Annotated in this window: 16 protein-coding genes; 5 read left to right on the forward strand and 11 right to left on the reverse strand. The window is 73.3% G+C overall.

Features of this window, described 5'->3' with window-relative positions:
• Nucleotides 1-26 precede the first annotated feature (26 nt).
• From ACIA8K_RS03530 to ACIA8K_RS03540, 3 genes are all read left to right on the forward strand, one after another.
• On the forward strand, nt 27-1,280 hold the full coding sequence (locus ACIA8K_RS03530; RefSeq protein ID WP_396054541.1) for an ATP-binding protein: 1,254 nt from the start codon (nt 27-29) through the stop codon (nt 1,278-1,280).
• A 90-nt stretch (nt 1,281-1,370) separates the two neighbouring features.
• Entirely contained in the window at nt 1,371-2,441 is a 1,071-nt protein-coding gene (locus ACIA8K_RS03535; protein WP_396054543.1) for a hypothetical protein, read from the forward strand.
• Between the two features lie 312 nt (nt 2,442-2,753).
• On the forward strand, nt 2,754-3,500 hold the full coding sequence (locus ACIA8K_RS03540) for a GntR family transcriptional regulator (protein WP_396054545.1): 747 nt from the start codon (nt 2,754-2,756) through the stop codon (nt 3,498-3,500).
• Here ACIA8K_RS03540 and ACIA8K_RS03545 read toward each other — a convergent pair.
• The 10 genes from ACIA8K_RS03545 to ACIA8K_RS03590 all read right to left on the reverse strand — a co-directional run bounded on the left by ACIA8K_RS03545 (nt 3,497) and on the right by ACIA8K_RS03590 (nt 15,978).
• Nucleotides 3,497-3,829, reverse strand: coding sequence for an anti-sigma factor family protein (locus ACIA8K_RS03545; RefSeq protein ID WP_396054547.1), 333 nt, complete (start codon nt 3,827-3,829; stop codon nt 3,497-3,499). The genes ACIA8K_RS03540 and ACIA8K_RS03545 overlap by 4 nt on opposite strands.
• Before the next feature lie 243 nt (nt 3,830-4,072).
• Nucleotides 4,073-5,200, reverse strand: a complete 1,128-nt coding sequence (locus tag ACIA8K_RS03550; RefSeq protein ID WP_396054549.1) for a discoidin domain-containing protein — start codon at nt 5,198-5,200, stop codon at nt 4,073-4,075.
• A gap of 718 nt (nt 5,201-5,918) precedes the next feature.
• On the reverse strand, nt 5,919-7,970 hold the full coding sequence (locus ACIA8K_RS03555; RefSeq protein WP_396054551.1) for a hypothetical protein: 2,052 nt from the start codon (nt 7,968-7,970) through the stop codon (nt 5,919-5,921).
• Between the two features lie 323 nt (nt 7,971-8,293).
• Nucleotides 8,294-8,836 carry a sigma-70 family RNA polymerase sigma factor gene (locus ACIA8K_RS03560; protein ID WP_396054553.1) on the reverse strand — a complete coding sequence of 181 codons (543 nt, stop codon included), beginning with the start codon at nt 8,834-8,836 and terminating at the stop codon, nt 8,294-8,296.
• 141 nt (nt 8,837-8,977) lie between these two features.
• Nucleotides 8,978-9,727 carry a hypothetical protein gene (locus ACIA8K_RS03565; RefSeq protein WP_396054555.1) on the reverse strand — a complete coding sequence of 250 codons (750 nt, stop codon included), beginning with the start codon at nt 9,725-9,727 and terminating at the stop codon, nt 8,978-8,980.
• A gap of 18 nt (nt 9,728-9,745) precedes the next feature.
• Nucleotides 9,746-10,537, reverse strand: coding sequence for a zf-HC2 domain-containing protein (locus tag ACIA8K_RS03570; protein ID WP_396054557.1), 792 nt, complete (start codon nt 10,535-10,537; stop codon nt 9,746-9,748).
• Between the two features lie 127 nt (nt 10,538-10,664).
• On the reverse strand, nt 10,665-12,275 hold the full coding sequence (locus ACIA8K_RS03575; protein ID WP_396054559.1) for a S8 family serine peptidase: 1,611 nt from the start codon (nt 12,273-12,275) through the stop codon (nt 10,665-10,667).
• Complete coding sequence (locus ACIA8K_RS03580; RefSeq protein ID WP_396054561.1) at nt 12,272-14,023, reverse strand: RICIN domain-containing protein; 1,752 nt, start codon at nt 14,021-14,023, stop codon at nt 12,272-12,274. Before ACIA8K_RS03580 ends, ACIA8K_RS03575 begins: the two co-directional genes overlap by 4 nt.
• 101 nt (nt 14,024-14,124) lie before the next feature.
• On the reverse strand, nt 14,125-14,682 hold the full coding sequence (locus tag ACIA8K_RS03585) for a sigma-70 family RNA polymerase sigma factor (RefSeq protein WP_396054563.1): 558 nt from the start codon (nt 14,680-14,682) through the stop codon (nt 14,125-14,127).
• A gap of 159 nt (nt 14,683-14,841) precedes the next feature.
• The gene (locus ACIA8K_RS03590; RefSeq protein ID WP_396054565.1) at nt 14,842-15,978 is read right to left on the reverse strand and encodes a zf-HC2 domain-containing protein; all 1,137 of its coding nucleotides are present in this window, start codon (nt 15,976-15,978) and stop codon (nt 14,842-14,844) included.
• Nucleotides 15,979-16,425: 447 nt separating this feature from the next.
• Here ACIA8K_RS03590 and ACIA8K_RS03595 point away from each other — a divergent pair, with 447 nt between their 5' ends.
• A complete protein-coding gene (locus ACIA8K_RS03595) occupies nt 16,426-19,209 on the forward strand; it encodes a hypothetical protein (protein ID WP_396054567.1) in 2,784 nt (927 codons plus the stop codon).
• A gap of 30 nt (nt 19,210-19,239) precedes the next feature.
• Complete coding sequence (locus ACIA8K_RS03600) at nt 19,240-21,669, forward strand: hypothetical protein (RefSeq protein WP_396054569.1); 2,430 nt, start codon at nt 19,240-19,242, stop codon at nt 21,667-21,669.
• Between the two features lie 118 nt (nt 21,670-21,787).
• Here the strand turns inward: ACIA8K_RS03600 and ACIA8K_RS03605 are convergent, their stop codons facing one another.
• Nucleotides 21,788-22,258: a hypothetical protein gene (locus ACIA8K_RS03605; RefSeq protein WP_396054571.1), complete on the reverse strand. Its 471-nt coding sequence runs from the start codon at nt 22,256-22,258 to the stop codon at nt 21,788-21,790.
• Nucleotides 22,259-22,287 lie beyond the last annotated feature (29 nt).

Genomic DNA, 22,287 nt, shown 5'->3' on the forward strand with positions numbered 1-22,287 from the left:
GCAAGATTGCGCCATATGATGGGGGCATGGCCAGGTCTGATCTGCTTCCGCGACGCGCGCAGGCGCTCGTCGACGCCGCTCTCGCGGACACCCGGGTGGTGCTGGTCAACGGCGCCCGGCAGTCCGGCAAGAGCACCCTGATCAGAGTGATCGCGAGCGGCCGCCCGGCGCAGCGGCGGGACCTCGACCTGCCGCAGGACCGCGAGGCGGCGCTCGCCGATCCGGTCGGTTTCGTCGACTCGGACGACCTGATGGTCATCGACGAGATCCAACGCGTGCCGGAGCTGCTGCTGGCGATCAAGGCATCCGTCGACTCCGACCCGAGGCCGGGCAGTTACCTGCTCAGCGGCTCGTCCCGGCTGCTCGCGCTCCGCGATCTGCCGGACGCGCTGCCCGGCCGGATGGAGACGGTGGAGCTGTGGCCGTTCTCCCAGGGCGAGATAGACGGCACGCCGGACCGGTTCATCGACGCGGTGTTCGCGCTCGGCCCCGGCCTGCGGCACGAGTCGGCGGTCAGCCGCGCCGACTACGCGGCTCGCGTCGTCCGCGGCGGCATGCCGGAGGCGGTCAGCCGTAACGATCCGCGGCGGCGTGGCCGGTTCCTGGACAGTTACGTGCAGGCGCTTGTCGACCGGGACGTGCGGCAGCTGGCGGAGATCGAGCGAGTGCCTCAATTGCACCGGCTGATCGGCCTGCTCGCGGCGCGGTCCGCGACGACGGTCCGTGGGCTGGAGTCCGGCCTGGAGCTGAGCCGCCCGACGATCAACCGGTACGTGCAGCTGCTCGACGAGGTCTTCCTGATCAAGCAGATCCCGGGCTGGTCGCGCAACCTCGGCGCCCAGGCCACTCGGACACCGAAAACGATCTTTGTGGATTCCGGGATCGCGTCGCAGCAGCTCGCGATGAACGCGCATACGCTGTTGCGTCCGGGAGCGCCGTTCGGCGGGCTGCTGGAGGGCTTCGTCCTCTCCGAACTGGCCCGGCAGTTGACCTGGTCCGACCAGCTCGCGGTGCTCTCCCACTACCGCGACCGGGACAAGGTGGAGGTCGACGCGGTGCTTGAGAACCGGCGCGGCCAGGTGGTCGGCATCGAGGTGAAAGCGGCCTCCACGGTGCGCGCAGAGGACTTCCGCGGGCTACGGCGCCTCCAGGAGCGGCTGGGCGACGACTTCGTCACCGGGCTCGTGCTCTACACCGGGACGACGACGCTGCCGTTCGGGGAGCGGCTGCGGGCGATGCCGGTCAGCGCGCTGTGGGAGGTGGGTGTGACGGAGGGCTGAGCCGCACCGCACTGCGGGGCCGGGGGTACGGACATCGATCGACATGTCACTCTACGATGTCGTTCGGTCGTATTCGAGCGGAGGAGCGGCATGGCGGTGGAGCATGAGGACAGTCCGGTCCGGCACTTCTGCGCGCAGCTCGACGCGTTCGTCCGGGCGGCGGGTCAGACCCGGTCGTACGTGGTGAGCCGGCATCCGATGAGCGACTCGCAGGTGTACGCGGTGCTCGCCGGGACGGTCAAGACACCGCCCTCGTTCGACCGGATGGTCATGCCGATCATCGGGATCTGCGGCGGTGACACGGCCGTGACCGCGCAGTGGCGGAGCCGGCACGACACCATGGTCCGCGTCTACGAGCTGCAGAAATCCCTTCGCCGCAAGACCGTGACCGAGCCCGCGCCCGAGCCCGGGGCCGGGGCCGGGAAGGAGCTGCCAGGCTTCGACGTGCCCGAGGGCTACAACCGGTTCGGCACTGTCGATCCGCGGCCGGTCCGGCGGTGGCGATGGCCGCTGCTGATCGCCGCGATCGTGGCCGTGACCGGCGTCCTCGCGGGCGGACTGACCTGGGCCTTCGTCGCAAACCGGAATGAGCCCTCGGTCACCGGCCTGGCAGCGCCGCCGGCGGGAGGCGCGACGGACAGCGTGGCGCCCCAGGCGGACAGCACGGCCGCGGCGGAGACGCCGTGCACGGCCGGCCCGCCCGCGCCGGGCGGCGACCTGCTGGACGTGGCCCGCCCGGACGCGACGAGCGACCAGCGGTTCGACGCCTGGTGGTCGAACAGCGACCTGGTCCGGCTCGGCGACTTCACCACGCACGGCTGGACCGCCACCGCCCAGTCGGGCGCCGGGCTCAAGAAGTGGGACATGCTCGTCATCCGCGGCTGCCTGCCGGTGACGTCCGGCCACGGCTACACGCTCAGCTTCACAGCGAAGGCGAGCGTGGACGCCACGATCGGCGTGCGGGTCCAAGGTGACCAGCCACCGTGGGACCACCCGTCGCTGATGGAGACGATCCCGGTCTCCACGGAGCCGCAGCAGCACACGTACCGGTTCACCGGGGCCATGACCAGCCGGTCGAGCGAGCTGACGTTCCAGATGGGCGGCAATCCCGCGCTCAGCGTCGAGATCACCGACGTGGTGCTGACCGACCTGGGCGCCTGATCCTCCGGAATTCTCCGGTCCGGCCGTACCCCCGGAGCGCCCTTGAACTGTGCTTTTGGCCTTTATTCTCCGATCTGCTGCGGAATCGCTGACCGGGCGGCGCACGGCTGGTTGTCTGGTGCCGGACGCCGGACCGCTGCGGGGAACCCGCAGCGGCGGCGCATCCCATCGCGAGGCAGGACGGTTCCGCGGCGGCAGACGGGGGTCGCGGAACCGCCGGCCTGTGCGTTCGGCCACCGGGACCGCGGCGCTGGTGACCTGCCGCGCCCGCACCGAAACCTGGCGATAACGCGACCGGAATATGGTCGGGGGATGTCCGTCTCCCGCCACCGGTCGGTGCTTGTCACGTGGCTGTCGGGGCGGCCGCTGGGCAGCTCGCAGTCGGTGATCCTGGCCGAGTTGCGGGCGTGCATCCTGGACGGCGAGGCGCCGCCGGGTACGCCGATCCCGGTGGACGCGGTCGCGGCGGTGTTCGGGGTGAGCCGCATTCCGGTGCGGGAGGCGCTGATGACGCTGATCGGCGAGGGACTGGTCGACCACCGGCCGAACTTCGGGTACCGGGTGGCGATGCTTACCGCGGCGGAGTTCGCGGAGATCTACCTGGCGCGGGAGGCGTTGGAGACCGCGGCGTTGCGGGTGGCGGTGGGGCGGGCGGGCGAGGCCGACGTGGAGCGCGCACGGACCGCACACGCGGCGCTCGAGGAGGCGGTGCGCGTGGGCGACGGGCGCGCGCACCACCGCGAGAGCCGGCGGTTCCACCTGGCGTTGATCGAGCCGTGCCGGATGAGCCGGCTGCTGAACATGCTCGGCACCGCGTGGAACATGACGGAGCCGCTGCAGCCGATGTCGCACCTGGCCGCGGCGGAACGGGCACTGCTTCACGCGGACCACGCGGACATGCTGGCCGCGTTCACTGCCCGGGACGCTGATCGGCTGATCGGCGTGTGCACGGCGCATCACCGGCGGCTTCAGGCGTTCATCACGCGCCTTCCGCAACACACCGGGCTGTTCGCGGCGTCGTCTCGACCGGAAACCGGGCCGGACAAGGAAAACGTCTAGGACTTCCAGCCGCGGACGATGGTGCCGGCCGAGGCGCGACCGGGGCGGCGGTCGCGGGTGCCGCGCGCACCGGTGCAGACGGGGGCGCGAGGGCCGGGCGTCAGACCTGGCGGGCCGGCGTCCTCGGCGAGGATCTCGGCGATGTCCGTGGGGGTCAGCAGGCCGAGCGCGGAGGTGACCCGGCTCAGGTCCGCGACCTCGGTGCGACAGGACGGGCAGACTTCCAGATGCCGAAGGGTACGGTTCTGCTCGGCGGCGGAGAGCCTGCCGAGTGCGTAGAGCCCGAGAAGCGTCTGCGTCGCCTTGTCGGTGCAGCGATCCGCCGTCATGCCAGCGACCGCTGTGCTGCCGGATGCCGGGTGTTCCCCATCGCGCCCGCTCGCCTTCGCTCGTGGAGGTTGTCGCCGGTTTAACGGAAGCGGGGCGCGCATAGTTCGACGTTCAGGCGAAGGTAATCCCCTTTCCACCCACTCGGACAACGGAGGCGGGCAAGCGGACGGAGTCGGGCGGCTTCGGGCGCGGTCGGACGCCGAGGCGGAAAGATCCACAGATGTACGGGCAGCCGAAAACGGTTAGTAGACCCGCCACTCGTTGATCGAGTAGCCGTACTCGGAGCTGCGGACCGTGCCGGTGATCCGCACGAACCGGCCGGGGACCTTGGCGACCGAGATGACCGCCTGCCCCTCGGCGCCCGCGGTGGTGCTGTAGATCCGGGTCCAGGTGCTGCCGTCGCCGGACGCCTCGACGTAGTACGACTTCGCGTGCGCGCGCTCCCACATGATTTCCACGGTGCTGATCGTCCAGACCTCGCCGAGGTCGACCGTGATCGACTGCGGTTCGGCGGAGAACGCGCTGCTCCACCGGGTGGTGGTGTCCCCGTCGACGGCCGCGGACGCGGGCCACTGGGCCTCGCCCTCGTAGCTGGACGCGGAGACCGGCCGGTTCAGCGCGAGGTTCGCCCCGGACGTGTTGGCCTTCCCGGTCCCACGGCCCGGATCCGCGGTCTGGGCAGGGGCCTTCGTCGCCGGTACGGCCGGGGTTGTGGCACCCGCCGAGACGGACGGGGTGGGGGTCGCAGACGGGGACGCGGTGACCGAGCCGCTCGGCGTCACCGAGCCGGGCGCGGACGCGACCGGGCTGGACGGCGGGCCGAGCGTGATGAACGTGACAGCGGGACCGGCGGGCGGAACCGGCCCGGCGGCGTCGTCCGTGAACTGCCCGTCCGGGAGTCGGTTGCCGCCGATCAGCGCGGCGACGATGGCGACCACACCGACAAGCACGAGCGGAACAAGCCAGGGGCGGAACCGCTCACCTGCCGAGCGGCCCGGCGCGGCGGGCGGATCGGCCGGGCGGACGGCGACGATCTGGGTGGCGTGCGGGTCGTCATCCGGGTCCACGTCCGGTAGCGACGCTTCGGCGAGCACCGGAACCGCGTCGGCCGTCGGCGCGGGTGAGACCGGGCGCGGTGGGAACGCGGGCATCGGCGGCATCGCGGGCGCACCCGGGGCGGGGGACGTGGGCGCGGCAGCGGGTGCGGAGCTGGTGGGGCGATTCGTGGGTACGACGACGCGGTCGCCACCGCGCTGAGGGCTTCGGGGCGGCGAGGCGGGCGTGGGCGGCGGGGCGGGCGTCGACTGCGGGCCGTCGGAAGGGCCGGCCTCGTAGGGCGGCAGCCCGCTGAGCGCGACGGCGCGCTGCACCGGTGGGCGCTTGTTGTCTGGCGTCTGATGCGCGCCGCTCGCGGTGGGCCGGGAGAAGGCACCGCTCTCGGTAGGGCGCGGGTAGGCGCCACTCTCGGTGGGACGCGGGTAGGCGCCACTCTCGGTAGGGCGCTGATAGGCGCCACTCTCGGTAGGGCGCTGGTATCCGCCGCTGTCGGCAGGGCGTGGGAACGCGCCGCTCCCGGCGGGGCCGCTGTCCGTCGGACGTTTGCTGGAGAACGTGGGGTGCGGGCCGCTGTCCGTCGGACGTGGGCTGGAGAACGTCGGGTTCGGGCCGCTGTCCGTCGGACGTGCGCTGGAGAACGTCGGGTGCGGGCCGCTGTCCTCCGGGTCGGGAGCGAAGGCGCTGCGGGGCTTTCCAGCGTCCGGCGTGCGGCGCGGGGATGCCCCCGCGGCCCTGCCGGACTCCGCGACGTCCGCCTTCGCCGCGCCGGTCGCAACAGCACCGCCGGACACAGCAACGCCACCGGCCCCAGCCCCGGTGACAGCACCGGACTCAGCCCGAGTGTCAGCCCCGGTGGCAGCACCGGCCCCAGCCGAAGTCGCAGCACCAGCCCCAGCCCCAGTGGCAGCACCGGCCCCAGCCGAAGTGGCAGCACCGGCTTCAGCCGCGCCCTGCCCACCGCTCACCCCGGGTGCCTCGGCCGCCGCACCACCGACCGGCGCTGTGACGTCCGCAATGGACTCCGGCTTCCGCTCAGGCTTCCCCATGGTGGTGCCTCTCCTGGTCTGGATAGCCTCCCCGGCCGTACCGGTCGACGAGGTCCTGTCCCTCCTCGTCGCGTGGCGGCACCGCGAACCAGCCGGTGGCCCGTGCCGCAGGCGGCGCGTCCGGCACGAGCCGGGCCCGGGTACCGACCGGCGTGCCGAGGTAGTTGGCGAGCAGGCGCAGCAGGGCCTCGCTGAGCTCGCCTGCCTCCAGCCAGACGGTCTCCCGGTCGCCGGCCCAGCCGGGCCGGTGATCGGCGATGGTGCGGGCCAGCTCCCAGGCTGTCGCGGGCCGCCCGTCGAGGCGGAACGGGTGGCGCCAGTCCGGTCCGGCGGCCACCAGGACCGTGTGCGCCGCGGACCGGCCCTCGCGCTGCCGCTGCGCCACCACCGTGCTCTCCTGGCCGCCGGGCGTGAGGGACAGCAGCGGCTCGTGATCGGCCGCGCGGACCGGCTGACGGCGTGGTGCCGGGCGGGCCGGGGCGAGCGCGGCGGTCAGCTCCGCGTCGGTGAACGGGAATCCGGACGGGAGCATGACCGCGGCGCGCGGCTCCAGGCCGATCCGGCGTGCCGCGCTGGCCCACCACCCGTCGTTGCGGCGCCCGATCACGAACGACTGCAGCTGGTCGGCGAGCAGCTGTTCGACGTCCGGTGCGACAGGCGCGGACGCGAGCAGCAGCACCGGGCGCGGATCCGGGTCCCGGTAGGTGGCGATGATCTCGCCGAGCTGGCCGGGCTCCACCTCGCCGGCGTCGGTGCGGACCATCCCGGTGGGGCCGTCCGCGGTGAGTAGCACCGCGAAGAGCCGGTCGTCGCGGCGCCACCAGCGGGGCGTGGTGGAACGCTGCGCGGCGAGTACCACGTCGGGCCGGTCTGTGGAGTCCGGTTCGAGGAGGTGGTTGAGTTCCTCGGGGACGAAGGCGACCCGGGCGCGCACGTACGCGGGGAGCCGGTTGAGAAGCATGTGAAGCATCGGCAGCACGTCATCGGGCAGCGGCAGGCCGGGCAGCCCGACCTGGATGGTGAGCCGCTGCGCGTTCCACGGGCGGCGGCGCACCTCGGTGACGTGCTGACCGGCGAACGGCGGCCGGACCCAGAAGCCGAACTGGGTGGCCTCGACGACCCAGCGCTCGTTGAGCCGGTAGCCGCCGGGGCCGGCCGGACGCAGGTCGGCGAGGAGCTCGACGGTACCGGCCGGGGCGGGCGGGAGGCCTGGCGCGACGCGGAGCCGGGAGACCGGCGGCGTCCACCAGCTCTCCCCGTCCGGGTCGACCGCGACGGAGACCAGCTCGTACTCGACATCGAGCGTGGGCAGGCCGGTGGCGACCTCGACCGGGCTGTCCCAGTGCTCGGCGATCGCGGTGGCGAGCCGCAGCGACTCGGCTGCCGCATCACCGTAGGGCGCGATGACCATGGATGGGTCGAGGGCGTCGAGCATCGACCGGGCCGCGTCGACGCTCGGCGCGGGAGCACCTGGCCGGCCGAGCACGATGGTGACCCGGTCCGGGTCGACGGGAACCGCGAGCACCAGGTCGTCAAGGCTCGGATCCGGCAGTCCGGGCAGATCCGAGAAGATCCACAATCCCGCGGGTACGGCGTACGCGCGCACCCCGCTGACCGCGTGCCGGGCCAGCGTGTCCACCTCGGACTCCCAGTGCGGGCGGGGGAACCGGCGGCCGCCCTGCCGGACCATGCCGTCCGGGCTGAACCAGCGCCATCCGTCGACAGCGAACATGCCACCGCCGGGCACCAGCAGGAGCTGGCCGTTCGGGGCGTACACGTCCGCCTGGAGTTGTTCGGCGAGCAGTGCGGCGGGGGGCGGGCCGTGCGGCGGGCTCATCCCGGCGCCGGAGACCGCGAGCCGGGCGGCGGCGCCGGGCGGGACCGCGATCGGCAGCACCTCGGTGATCATCGCCCAGTCGTCGGGCCCGGTGAGCTGGCCCACGACTGTGACGACGCCCGGTTCCACCGGAAGGAGGCCGGACATGGCGACGATTGAGCCGTCCGGGTCGGGCCCGACGACTGCCAGATTTTCCGCCACCCAGCGGAGTGCGCTCGCGGACCCGCGCCGAGGACCGGCCGGCATCGCCGGACGGCCAGGATGACCGATCGTCACCGCCGGCGCCCCACCCGAGACGAAAACGCCCTGCGCCCGGGGCTCAGCACCCCGCGCCCACCCTGATCACACAGGGCCTCCGGGCTGTCCGACATGCCGTTCTCTCCTAGGGTCCACCCGCGCGTACCGGGTCGCGAACCACCACATACTTGACGCGGCACAAGGGATTGTCAATGCGAGGGAAAACGGTCACAGACGTTACTCACGGGTCGCCGTCGAACCGTGACCTCAACGTCCCCGGTCCGTCATCATCCGGACTCCATCTGTTGGAGAACGGATCGCAGCGCACGCAGAGCGTAATGCGCTCGCGACTTTATGGTGCCCTCCGGTACGCCCAATCGGCCTGCGACATCGGCCGCCTGGGCGCCACCGAAGTAGATCTCGATCAGGACCGTCCGATGCAACGGGCTGAGCTGCTGGAGCGCCTCGCGGACGAGGCCCGCGGTGAGCACCTGGTCCATCGCGTCGCCAGGCTCCGGAAGCTGCGTGAGATCGGGTGGGCTCACCTCGGCGGGACGGGCACGGCGGGCCCGGCCCGCGTCGATGACCAGGTTACGGGCCACCGCGAACATCCAGGAGCGAACACCAGCCGGGCTCTGGGACAACGTCGGGTAGTGCCGCCAGGCGCGCAGCAACACCTCCTGCAACAGGTCCTCCGCAGCGGCCCGATCACCAAGAGTGACTCCGGCGAGGTAGCGGTACACGATCGGCCCGTGCGCGGCCTGCACCGATCTCAGCCACGTGTCGGCGCCGGCGTCGGGGTCGGCCGGCGCTTGTTCCTGAACGTCCACAATCCCCTACCGTGTCCGCCCGGCCGGGCGCGCCCCCGCGGCACCCACCGGATCACTCTGCCGGCCCGCAGGCCGTATGACAACGCACCCGGGAACCGTAGAACACCGTGCTTCCGGCATCTCATCGACGTGCGGAGAACGTCACGCCCGGCCGCCCACGCCGGCCGGAAAGCCCGCGGTGGTCAGCAGAGCCGGCTCCGCGGTGCTCACGCCCGCCACGACGGGAAGCCGGGATGCCTGCATGTCCGCCGTCCGCTCGAAGACCTTACGCGCCTCCCGGCCGTTACCGAAGGCCCGTCCGCCGGAATTCGATCGAAGTATGTCAGCAGCGCGGATGCCGCGGGTCACGCCTCGGCAACAGGTGACGACGCCGCGGTCGACGCGCTGCTCACCGACCGGACCGGCGCTGCCGACCCGGCCACGAAACAGGACCGCGCACCTGGTGCCGCCGCCCTGCCAGCGCCCGGCCCCGCCGCGGCCGTGACGCCGGCTCCGCGGGCCGGCGGCCGGGCCCGCCGGGACCGTGTGCCGCTGCCCTGCCGGTGCCCCGAGCCGCCGGGGCCGTAACACCGGCTCCCCGGGCCGGCGGCCGGGCCCGCCGGGACCGTGTGCCGCTGCCCTGCCGGTGCCCCGAGCAGCCGGGGCCGTAACACCGGCTCCGCGGGCCGGCGGCTGGGCCCGCCGGGGCCGTGTGCCGCTGCTCTGTCGGTGCCCGGAACCGCCGGGGCCGTGACGCCGGCTCCCCGGGCCCGCTCGACACCGGGCCGGGACTGAGTCACGGCACGCTGATCGGCACGGACAGGCGGCCGGTGTGGTCGTCCGACGGCACGGTGGCGGCCGCCGCGGGCGGCACAGTGCCAGATGCCGTGAGACCCGCGGGGGCGCGGCCACGGCGCGGCTACGGCGCGGCTAGTCCGACGAGCCGGGGGTGGCGGCCCGGTTGACGACCGCCATGACCGCGAGCGTCCCGTCCGAGGCGTTCACCCGGATGCTGGCCAGGCGGTCGAGCGGCACCGGGCAGGCGCCCTCCACCTCGATTGGCTTGTCGACGCCGATCAGCTCGGTCATCAGCCAGTCCCTGCCGTCCAGGTCGGTGACGATCAGCCGGTAGGTCTCGGCCGGGCGCAGGCCGGACAGCGTGGCGCGCAGCCGCACCTCGCCGTCCCGGTCGGAGACGGTCACGGCCAGCGTGGCGCCGGTCGCGCTGTCCTCCGCGTCGGTCAGCAGCGTCACCGCGTCCGAGCCGCCGAGCCGGCCCATCAGGGAGGTGCCGAGTGCGACGCCAGTGGAGAGCAGCAGCACCACGGCCAGCCCGACGCCGGCCAGCAGCACCCGCGAACGGCGCTGCTTCCGGCCACCGGGACGGGTGGACCCGCCGGCTGCGGGCGACGGCCGGTCCGAGGACGGGCGCCGGGACGGGCCGGAGGTGGCGAGCGCCGGTCGTACCCCCGCGAGATCTTGATCTTGGATGGCCGGGGTGGGGCGGGCCGCGAACTCGGCGACGAGCTCGCGGCGGTCCGTCTCGGAGAGGATGGCGAGCATCGCCAGCGCCTCACCGAGACGGTCCGCGTCCGCCAGGCACAGCGCGCAGGTGCCGAGGTGCGACTCGACCGCCGCGCATTCGTCGTCCGGCAGCGTGCCGGCCAGGTACAGGCCGAGCGAGTCGCGCAGCTGCGGCTCGGCGCAGACGTCGTCAGCCACGTGGCACCGAGTCCCTTGCCGTGCTGCCCTCGAACGTGTCCGTCACGAATTCACGCCCGTGCGGGTTCACGAACGGACTCCTCTCTGCCACCACGTAGCCGGCCGCGGTCATCTGCCGATCGCCGTCTCAGCGAGGCCCGGGTGCGGAGGGCGCCGCGGGCCTCGTGCTGTCCGGGTCGCCGGCCGGCCACTCCGTGTCCAGGTCGTCGTCCACGTCCGCCGTGCGCATGGTCCGCCGGAAACGGAAGACCAGCAGCGCGCTGAGCACCAGGCCGGCCAGGACGGTGAGCAGGAACGCGATCCGGATCTCGTTGCCGCCGGAGACCGGCTCCGCGCCGTTGCCGTCCGACGAGATGAGCGTGGCCTCGTCGGGCAGCTCACGGGTCACCGCGGACAACGGGTTGATCATGCCGTAGCCGTAGTTGGCGTTCGGCTGGCCGTCACCCATCGCGTCCGCGGTGGCCTGCAGCCGGTGGGTGATCTGCGCGGCGTTCAGCCCCGGCTTCGACGCCCTGATCAGCGCCACCACGCCGGCGACCTGGGCGACCGCGTACTGCGTCCCGCTGCCGACGAACGTGGTGCCGTTGATGCCGGTGCTGGAGATGTTGATGCCGGGTGCCACCACGTCGACCGTGTCCGCCACGTACTCGGCGGCGAGCTTGTTGTCGACCCCCACGCCGCCGACCAGGATCACGTCCTCCGGGGGTGTGACCGCGCCGGCGGCGGCGGTCGGCGCGGCGGCCACCACCGAGATGCCCGCGTCGAGCGCCTTCTGCACGCCACGGGCGACCGCGTCGGAGGTGATGTCCACGTAGGAGCCGAGCGCGATCACGTTGGCGCCGGTGGAGATCGCGACCTCGATCGCGGTGGCCTGACGCGCCTTGTCCACGGTCGTGTTGTCGTTCACAAGCCGGATCGGCATCACCACCGCGTCCGGCGCGATGCCGCTGAACGTGTCCTTCTCGGTCGGCCGGGCGACCACCAGGCCGGCCATCGCGGTGCCGGTGCCCAGGCAGTCCGCGTCACCGCGGTCCGCGCCGGTCACGATGTCCTCGCCACGGCCCACCTGGCTGCCGAACTGCGGCGCCCTGGGGTCCACGCCGGAGTCCACCACCGCGACGGACACGCCGAGGCCCCGGGTGTACGGCCAGGCCTGGTCCGGCGCGACCCGGGCCATCGCCCAGTTCGACGGTGCGCTGGCCGCGGTCGCCGCGACGCACTTGCCGCTTGGCGGCGGTTGCGGAGACCCGCTCGGGGCCGGGCTGGCCGGACCCGCCGTACCCGACGGCGCGGGCGGGGGGTTCGCCGGCAGGCCGCCGCCGGTCTGCCCCGGGGCCGGTGCGCCGGTCGCGCCCGGGCCGGGCGCGGGTGCGCCGGTGCCGTTGGGAGCGGGTGTGGTGGACGGCAGCACGCCGTACTGCACGCCCGCGCCGACCGCGTCCCACGGCAGCACCAGGTACCAGCCTGCGGTCAGCTTGTTCGGGTCGCCGAGCACGCCACCGTCCGGCTGCCGCCGGCCGGTGTTGAGGTTGAAGACCTCGTTGGCGCGGGCGGCGTCGCCGAGGAACCGGGTCGCGATCTCGGCGAGGTTCTCCGGGCTGTTCTGGTAGGCCGAGGTGACTGTGTAATAGAGCACGTACTCGTCGTCCGCGCGAGCCGGGCCTGCGGGAAGAGCGATGGCGAGCAGGACCGCGGCGAGCGCCGCCGCGATCCAGCTCGTCGAGCGACGGATGATCACTTGTTCAGTGTCCACTTCTGGTCGACCGCGTAATCCTGCAGGTCGTACTGCGTGATCGGCGTGCTGTTGCCACCACAGCAGTCGTCTCCGGAGATGTCGAGCGCTTTGCCGGAATTGCGGTTGATGATGTTGTACTGCCCGTTGCCGAGTTCCTTCAGCTGCCACTGCTGGTTCTTGTCGCCCGCCACCGGGTCGAGAATGACCACCTCCGCGAAGAGCGCGGTGGACTTGTCCCGGACACCGAGCGCCTTGCCGAACAGGGCGTTGGTGATGGTGACCCAGCCGTCGTTGTCCGGGTCGGCGATGCGCCAGTACTGGTCCCGGTCGTAGACACCGCTCTTCTCCGGCGTGTCCCACATGTGCACGGTCGTGCCGCTGATGTTGGAATCCTCGAAGCCGGGGACCTCAAGCAGGCGGCTGTAGTGGACGTTCACGATCTTCCAGGAGACCGCCGGGTTCCACTTGCTGGCCGGCGGGGCCTGACTCGTCTTGGACGGCTGCGGCGTCACGGACGGGCTCAGCGAGGCCGACGGCGACGGGCTCGGGCTCGAGGTCTGGCTGGGGCTGGGACTGGGGCTGGAGCTCGACGAGACCGACGGACTGGGCGACGGCTTGTTGAGTGCCAGCCGCGTGTCCGCGTCGTAGATGCTGCTCAGCGACTCGACCATGTCGGGCAACTGCGCGACGGCGGCCTTGCGGGGCACGCCACCCTCGGCGCGGACCGCGGTGATCCCCCACTGGAAGGCGGCGAGCGCAAGCGTGTACGAATCGGTGACCGCACCGTCCTTGTCCGTCAGCTTCAGGCCGGAGAGCTGGTTCCGCAGATCGCACATGGCGGTGCCGAGCGCGGGGATCGCCGACTCCGGCGCCCAGACGGACGCGTTCGCGGACGGGCGGTACTGCTTCCAGGTGGCCTCGGTGAACTGGGCGATGCCCATGCCGCCGTTGCTTCCCCGCAGGTTCGGGTTGAAGGCGGAGAGCGCCATCAGCTGGGCGGCGATGCGCGCCGGTGGGGCGACGGCCGGGCAGATCTGGCCGGCCTTGAGCACCGGCTCCACGAACTCGTCCGGGAGGCTCATCCCCGGGGCGTCCACGCCCGACGAGGATGTGGGCACCGCCGCCTGGCCGTCACCGGTGAACTGCGGCTGCTCGGCGTACCAGTTGGCGTAGCCGGTCACCCGGTCCACGTGGTCCTGAGCGGCGTCCGGGACGCCCTTCTTCGCGATCACCGCCGCCACGCCGACGCGCTCGGCGGCCACGGCGGCCTCCCAGAGGTCACCGCCCACCTTCGCGGTCCGGGCCTGGCCGGTGGCCTCACAGGTGCGGTGCGCGAGCGCGAGCACGTTGGCGAGCACGTCGGTGCGCGCCGCCTGCTGCCACGGCGCCCACTTCTTCCACTCCTCGGCGTTCAGCCCGGCGAGACCCTCGCCGATGTCGGACTTCGCCGTGACCTTGAACTCGGAGGCGGCCATCAACTGCGCGGCGAGCCGGGGGGCGGTGATCGTGGGGCAGGAGGTCGCGCCGATCACGAGCGCGGGGAGCACGGCGTCCGGCACCGGCAGGCCCTCGATCTTCGGATCGGCCAGGGCCGGGCCCACCTGGATGCCGGCCGCGACGATGCAGGCGATGGCCGCGGTGAGGGCGACGCCCGCCTCGACACGCTGCCGGGTGGTCCGGAGGGAACGCCACGCCCTCACGCCGACCGAGCGGAGCGCGGTGACACGCTCCGGCACCGATTTGGTTGCCATGCTTGGTTATCCCTCTCCGCCACAGGTGCCCTGTGAACGTGGCCGGGCACGGCCGGGTTCACGGACCGGTCAAGATTCTTTGCGGGTGTGTCAGGAACGGCTCAGAGCGTGAATCCGCGGCCCACGAGATCCTCGTGGAGGGCCCGGAGCGCGTAGAACGTGCGGGACTTGACGGTCCCCTCCGGCACGGAGAGGTTCTGTGCGGCCTCCGCCACCGAGCGCTCCTGAAAATAGATCTCGATGAGCGCGGTGCGCAACCGCTCCGGCAGCCGGGCCACCGCCTCGCGGACCTCCCGCGAGTTGAGCAGGCGATCGATGGGATCGGCGGTGGCGTGCCGCTCCTCGATCCGCTCGTCCAGCTGCTCCACGGGGCGACCGGCGGCGGAGCGGATGTGATCGATCGCGATGCGCCGGGCCACGGTGAACAGCCAGCCCCGGCTCCACTGGCCGTCGGGGGTACGCGCCTCCGGATGGTTCCACGCCCGCATGAGCGTCTCCTGGAGGATGTCCTCCGCCATGCTTCGATTTCCCATGGTCAGGCGCATCAGGTAGTTCAACAGGATCGGGCCGTGCGTGTCGTAGGCGAGCCGAAGCGCCTCGTCATGGGTGGGAAGAGGCGACGAGTCGCTGGGCGGCGCGCTGCCCGTGGCCGGATCCATGGGAGTGATAACGAACTCCTCAGCACCCGAGTTCACGGTTCGCGGGTGTTTTCCCGATGAATCTTGACGGTGGGCGGTGCTCCCCATCGGAATGATGACCTCACTGACTGCGGTGACCTGTGGGCACGCTGGTCCGGGCGGTCAGGCCCGTGCCGAGCGTCATGGCGTTGCGGATCCGGAGCCGGGCAGCGTCGAACCCTTCACGACATTTGCGGACACCGAGAGCCCGCCGTCAACCTCACGCACGCTGAAATACCAGAGGTCATCGACCGGCAACGCAATGTCACCGGCAAATGTCCCGCCGCCCGGGTCGCCGGTCAGCCGGCCGAGCAGCATGTCCTCGCCGTTGTTCTTGACCGCGTACAGCTCGTAGGCCGTGCCGGGGGCCAGCCCGTCCGCGGTCAGGCGGACGGAGACCGTGCTGTCGTCCTCGTACAGCAGCGCGGACATCGAGATGCCGCTCACGTCGTCGTCCATGGAGGCGACCGCGACAAGCGGGGTCCCCTCGGCGCCGCCCCACGGCGCGAGCAGCAGCGTCACGCCGAGCGCCACCACGACCACCCCGGTCAGACCCACAGCCGCAGCGGTACGCCGCCGGCGTGACAGTGCCTTGCGATGCGAGTGCGGGCCCCGGGCCAGCGGTCCGGTCGTCGGCCGGGGTGGCAGGTAGCCCTCGGCCATCCGCAGCTTCTGCCGGTCGACAGTGGGCGCCGGGCCGATCCGGGCGACCGGCCGAAGCTCACCCACCTCGGCCGGAGCGTTACCGGCGGGCCGGGCCACCATAGCCTGCGACGCGGTGGGCGGGCTCGGGACCGGCACCGGCGGGGTTGCCGGCTGCGGGGCGGGCAGCGCCCTGGGCGGCGGCGTGCCGATCGGCGCCCGGCCCACCACGACCTGGGAGTCCGGCTCGGCAGGCGAGGTCGGCACGGCCGATATCGGCATCGCGGAGACCGGCATCGCCGAGACCGGCATGGCGGACACCGGTATCGCGGACACCGGCAGCAACGATGCGGGCAGCACCGGCCGGGAGTCGCCTGGCGCACCGAACAACTGGTCCTCGGCGGCAGTACCGCCGGCCTCCACGCCGAACTCGGCGATCAGCTCGTGGACGTCCGCGACGCTGAGCAGCCCGAGCACCGAGACGACCCGCTGAATCTCGTCACGCTCCGTACGGCAGGACTCGCACGACTCCAGATGCAGCAGGACCGCGGCCCGCTCCGCCTCGGAGAGTCGCCCGAGCACCAGGAAGCCGACGAGGGACCGCATGGTGCCGTCGCCACAATGGGACGCGTTCATCGGCCAACCTCTCCTTCCCGCTCGCGTGCAACGGCAGCAGCATCCTGCACCGGAGTCCTCAGTCCGTCACCGGGGCGGCTGCCGGCGCGGCCCGCAGGGATCCGGCGTCGGCCCAGCCTGCGCCGGAGTAGACCGGCCACGTGATCTTCATCGCACCACTGAGCAGACCGGCCGTGCCGTACCGGCCGAGCAGGTCCGGAGTCGGCGGGCGTCCAGGCCGGCCAGGCGGTTACGCCTCACGCCGAGACGGGCCGCGACGTCCGCCGCGGCGCCGGATACGTTGCCCCCGCTCGGTGAATACGGTGTAATTCCGCTCATTAACCCCTCCAGGCTCGGAAGAACCACCCTGAGAACGGAGTGCGGAACGTCCCGGTTCACGATTTCCGACACGTGTCTGGTGCGAACCCCGCAGCGCATCGAGACCGAACGGCGAAGGACTATGTCTGCATGAGACGACGACTGGCGGTGCTCTGCATCGCTTCCCTGCTCACGCTGCCGGTCGTCGCGTCCGCCACCATCCTGGCCGCCACCCCCGCGTTCGCGCAGGTCAGGGCGGTGGCTCCGGCGGAGACGGGGAAGTACTACGTCGTCGGCCCGCCGGTCAACGGGCAGCGGGAGTACCTGTTCCAGATCGCCCGCACGACGCTCGGCGACGGCAACAGGTACCCGGAGATCTTCGAACTCAACAAGGACCGGGTGCAGCCGGACGGACGCACCATGACTGACCCGACCTCGGTGGAGCCGGGCTGGGTCCTGGCCCTGCCGAAGGACGCGAGCGGGCCGGGCGTGAAGTCCGGCCCGCTGCCCGTGATCAGTCCATCCGCCCCGGCCAGCCCGGCCACACCCACAGCGGACGCGACCACACCGGCCGCCGAGCAGACACCGGTGCCCGAGGAGACCGACGAGGCGGCCGGCGACGGGCCGCCATCGGGCGGACTCGACCTGCTCACCTCGCCGAACGCGCTCCGGATCGCGCTTGTCGTGCTGGCCGTGCTGCTCGTGGTCTGGGCACAGATGGCGCTCGCCGCCCGGCGTCGGCCGGCCCGCGCGAAGGCTCCCGCGGCCAAGACCCGGCCGGTACCGGGCGCCGCATCGGGCGGCCCGCCGGACCGTGGGCCTGCCAGGGGCCCGGGTGGGGAGCCTGCCCGGGAGCGGCCCGCCGAGCGACAGCGGCCGGGTGGTGTCCGGGCGACACCGGAGCGTCCCGTCGCTCCGCAGGCGGGTCCAGGGCGAAACCCCGGCGTGGGTACGCGGCCGGGGAGCACCCCACCCGGAAACAGCGCACCGGCCGGCGGCGCACCGGGAGGCGGCACGCCGGGAAGGACCGTGCCGGGAGGCAGCACGCCGGAAAGGACCGTGCCGGGGAACGCCACGCCCGGCCGGACCGCGCCCCAGGGCGCCGGCTCATCGATAGACGCCACGGGACGGCGGCCGACCACGCGCGGGGCGTCGCCGATCTGGGGACCGCCGAGCGCTAGCGGGCTGGGTTCGGCGGGGGGCCGGCAGCAGCCGCCGTCCGGTCCGGCGACGTCCAGCGCGGGCCCGGCCCGTGCGGTGCCGCCGGCCCCCCGGCAGGCCCCGCCGCCGGAACCGCAGGAGCGACAGGGGGTGGGATCGGGCACCTTCCCGCCCGCCGCCCCCGAGGCCACGCCCGGCCGGGCCGGCAGAGGCGGCACCGCGCCGAACATCCCGGGCGGTACGCCCGCCGGGCCTGCCGTCCCCGCTGCGCCCGCTGGGCCGGGCCCGGCGCCAGTCACCCGCGACGCCAGGCCAGGCGGGACCGACGCATACGCCGGCCGGACCGATCCACGCGACAGTCCAGCCGCCACATTCGGCACGCCGCCCGCCACGCCTGACGCCAGGCCGGCCACGCCCACCGCGCCTGCCGCCGGGCCGGCCACGCCTGCCACGCCTGACGCCAAGCCCGCCACACCCAGCGCAACGCCCACCAAGCCCGCCATGCCCGATGCCGGGACCGCCGCTCCCGGCGTGAGGCCCGCCACGTCTGACGCCAGCTCCGCCACGTCTGACGCCAGGCCAGCCACGCCCGATGCCGGGACCGCCGCTCCCGGCGTCAGGCCCGCCACGTCTGACGCCAGCTTCGCCACGTCTGACGCCAGGCCAGCCACGCCCGATGCCGGGACCGCCGCTCCCGGCGTCAGGCCCGCCACGTCTGACGCCAGCTCCGCCACGTCTGACGCCAGGTCCGCCGTGCCGGGGGCCGGGTCCGGCACCTCCGGCACCGCGCCGGACGCCGCGGCTCGGGGTGGGCACGACGTCGCGCCGGCGGAGGCCCCCGCCGTACCGGCCTGGGCGCCCGCGGCGACGGCCACGCCACCCGCACCGGTGAGCGCGGACCCGATGACCGCCTCGTCCGCCAGGGCCGAGAGCATCGGACGGCAGCGCACGGATCCGCCCGCGCCGGCGAGGGCCGAAGACGCCGTCTTCGGCGAGCTGATCCCGCCGGAGCTGCCCGACCAGCCGGTCCGGGCGGCGCCCTCGACCGATCCGTCCGCATCGGACAGTGGCATGTGGACGCCACTGGCGACCGCCACCGCCGCCACCACCGGCAGGCCTCGCTCCCCCGGCCTCGGCGCCCCCGGCGTACCAGGCCGCTCCGGCCCGATCACGCTGCCCGCCCCGGACATCAGTGGCGCCTCGCTGCTGCCCGCCTCGTCGGCGAATCCGTTCGCGGCGCTTGTCACCGACCTGGTCTGCCGTACCGGACCGGCGAGCGTACGGCTGATCGGCGCGCGCCCGGCCCGGTGGGGATCCGCCTACGGCTGGCTTGCCGACGGCGAGCAGCCACCGCCGTCGAGCGCCCCGGTGATCCTCGGCGAGCACGACGGCCGGCGGCTCTGGATCGATCTGGCCGTGGCGCCGGACGCGCTCACCATCGGCGGTGACCAGGAGACGGCCCGGCGGCAGGCGCTGTCGCTCGTGACCCAACTCGACGCGGACACCGACGTGCTGGTGATCGGCGACGTGCTGGGGGCGACGATCCCCGGTCGCTGTCGCCGGATCGAGTCGGTGGACGGGCTGGTCGCCGACAGGTCGGAGGCGAAGGTGCGGGTGCTGGTCTGCGCCGGCCAGGACGCACCCGGACTGTCGGCGCCGCTTCGCGCGATGCCACAGGGGCGGCAGCGGACCGTACCCATGGTGATCGGCTCTGCTCCTGCCGCACGCTGGTCGGTGCGGCTCGGCGCCGCGACCGTCCCGGCCGCACAATGAACCACCCGACCTTGAGACAGCGAGGAACGCTTGCACGCCAGCCGACAGCAGCAGCCCGAGCCCGCGCCGGAGCGTCCGCAGGTGGCGGACCTGCCGATGCCCGTGGAGGGCCTGTGCGACCTGGTCCTGGTACGGACCGGCGACGGCGGGCTGGCGCGGCCGGACGCGCCCACGGACGCGCTGACCGCGGAGCAGCTGACGGACTACACGCAGGCCGCCTCGGTCGCCGGTAAGGACCTGCGCATCCTGGTCGACGACGGCGCGCGCAACGCCAAACTCCTCGGCCGTGTCGCCGGCGCGCTCGGCTGCGACATCCTGGTCGCCCCCGTGGGCGCCACAGTGGAGCGGCTGGCCGGGCCGGGCGGCGCGCGGTCGGAGGCGATCCCGGTCGACCGGGTCAGCGGCGAGGTGGTCGAGTGGGTGCTCGTGCAACCGGCCCGGCTGGCGACCACGCTTCCGGGCTGGTTCGACCTGGCCGGCGGGCTGGTGCTGCAGCGGGCCGGGCTGGCGACGCTGCCGCTGCCGGGCGGGCTGGAGTTCGCGAACCGGGAGGACTTCGTGGTCCGCCGGGCCGCGGCCGCCCGGCTCGGCGTGGGGCACCCGGACCTGGTGACGGTGGCGCTCGCGACCCGGGACGGCGGGTTCCGGCTGTCCACCTACCGGCTGGACGGGGGCGGGCCCGCCCAGGTCCGCTACGAGGGCCGGGACGTGGCCGCAGCGCTCTCCTCGATCTACCTCTACGGCGGTGACCTGCGCCTGTGGATGCGCTGGCCGGAGGACGAGAAGAGCCGGGAGCAGCTCGCCGACCAGGTGACCGAGCTGGCGGACGCGACGGGCGCGACCGTGTGGACGCCCGCGCCCGGCAGCGAGGCCGTGCTGCTGCGCGGCTCCCGCGACCTGGCCGCCCGGGACCGGTCCGGGAAGGTGGCGCGCTGGGCGGAGCACCGCCCGCCGCAGGCACCAGAGACGGCCAGGTTCACCACCGACCGGGACGGGCGCCTGGTGCCGAGCGGCGGCCCGTCCGTGCTGGCCGCGGGCGCGGTCGCGCTGATCAGCACGGTACGGCAGCCGGAGGCGATCCTCCGGGAGCGGTACGCGGACCTGTCCGCCGAGCCGGGCACCGCACTCATCGACCTGACCATCCTTGACGACGGGCGGCTGGCACTTCGCTACACGGACGGCAGCAGCCTCGCGGTCGGCTCCGCGGAGCTGCGCGCCCTGCTTGAGGGGTCCGGCTGGAAGGGCGAGGACCTGCTGCTTCTCACGCCGGTGGCGCCGGAGCGGGCCAGCGGCCTGCGCAGCCACCTCGCGGTGCTGGAGAAGGAGCTGTCCGTCGAGATCTGGTCACTGCCGCCGGACGCGACGATCGTGGTCCGCGACGGGCTGGCCCGCGCGATCGACGAGCGGCAACGGCCGGTGAGCTGGCACCACGTCACGGACTCGCCGGAGAGCAGCCGCTGGCGCAACGACGACGGCTGGCTGATCCCGCGCCGCCGGCGGACGGCCGCCCCGATGCCGTCGCCGGTGCCGGCTGCCGAGCCGGTCGCGCTCCTGCCGGTGGCACCGGAACGGGTGCTGCCGGCGCCGAGCCCGCGCCCGTCGCTGACCCTGCCCGGCCGGGGCACCCGCCCGCACGGCGTGCGCTGGCTCGCGGACACGCCTGAGGTCAACGCGGAGCCGATCCGGGTGTGGCTGTCCTCCCCGTGGACACCGCAGCGGGTCGTGGCGGACGGCGTACCCTCGGCGAATCTGTTCTTGATCGGTCATCTGGACGGTGAGCGGATCGCCCGGGCCAACCCGCAGAAGCACCTGCTCTGCCTGCGGGTCGAGGCCGGGGGCGCGGTCGACCTGTACCAGGCGGCGGACGTACCGGCGGATCTGCGGCATCAGGCGGCGGAAGCCGGCACGTTCCTGCTGCCGGCCGGGTGGCTGGACCAGGCACGGCTGCAGGCCGGCTACCGGATCGACGAGAACGGCACGCCGCAGGACCGGGAGGAGCTGACCGCCGGACCGGCGCTGCTGCGCACGACAGGTGCACGGCACGGCACGGACGGCCTGCCGAACGAGGTGGTGAACTGGCCGAGGTCCGAGCGGGGCGGCAGTGCCTGGGTGATCATCCCGGAGCCGCCGGGCGTGCCGTCCGGCGACTACCTGCCACTGCACCAGAAGCGCCCGGCCGTACGGTCCGGGCACCGGCTGGTCCACGTGCAGGTCTCCGCGAACCGGGCGATCGACGTCGCCGCAAGCGCGCAGGCGCTGGTCGGGCTCACCTCGGTGCGGTCCAAGCTGCCGGAGCTGGTGGCCGGTGGGGTGACGCTGCTGCTGCCGAAGCGGTCCTTCGACCGGACCCGCGTCGACCAGGTGCTGCACGCGGAGAACGACAAATGGAAGCACCGCGCGAAGAGCATCGACCTGCCGCTCTCCAGCCTGCTCACGCCGCAGCCGGATGCCGCACCGTGATCGGGGCGGGTCGGACCCGGTAGCCGCAGGCGAGGACCGGCCGGCGCGGCGCGGGAACGACAGCCGGTGCCGAACGGCCTACGCGCCGGCGGCGTCCGTTCATCGGTTCCCTCCCGGGTTACCGGGAGGCGTCGGCAGTATCGCGGATGATCAGGAAGATCTCGCCTGCGACGGCCAGTGACCGCAGGTACGCGTCGTCGTCCCGGGTGTCGAGCCAGATGATCCGGCCACCGCCGGCCGGCTGGGGGCGCTGCCTGTCGTCGGCCGGGAAGTGCACGTCGATCAGCACCAGCGGCACCGGCGCCGACCAGCGCGACGGCACCCGGCGGTTCGACGGCGAGTTCAGCAGCGTCTGCAACTCGTCCGAATCACAGCCGGACGAGTCGAACGCGGACAGCACCCGGCCCTGGATCCGCTCCAGCGACCGGTCCGCATGCGCGATCCGGGCCCTGCGCCGGTACGCCTCCGGAAGCTCCGCGTAGCCGGGGATGAGCTCGGCGAGCAGCACCACCGGATCGTCGGAGGTGATCTCACGACGCCCGGCCGCATAGACCATCCGGTAGCGCCCATCGTCCTCGGGCCGGTTCACGTGCACTCCTCCGTGCTGGGGGTTCGGTA

It is taken from the genome of Catenuloplanes sp. NPDC051500, assembly GCF_044454585.1.
In the GTDB taxonomy this organism is placed as follows: domain Bacteria; phylum Actinomycetota; class Actinomycetes; order Mycobacteriales; family Micromonosporaceae; genus Catenuloplanes.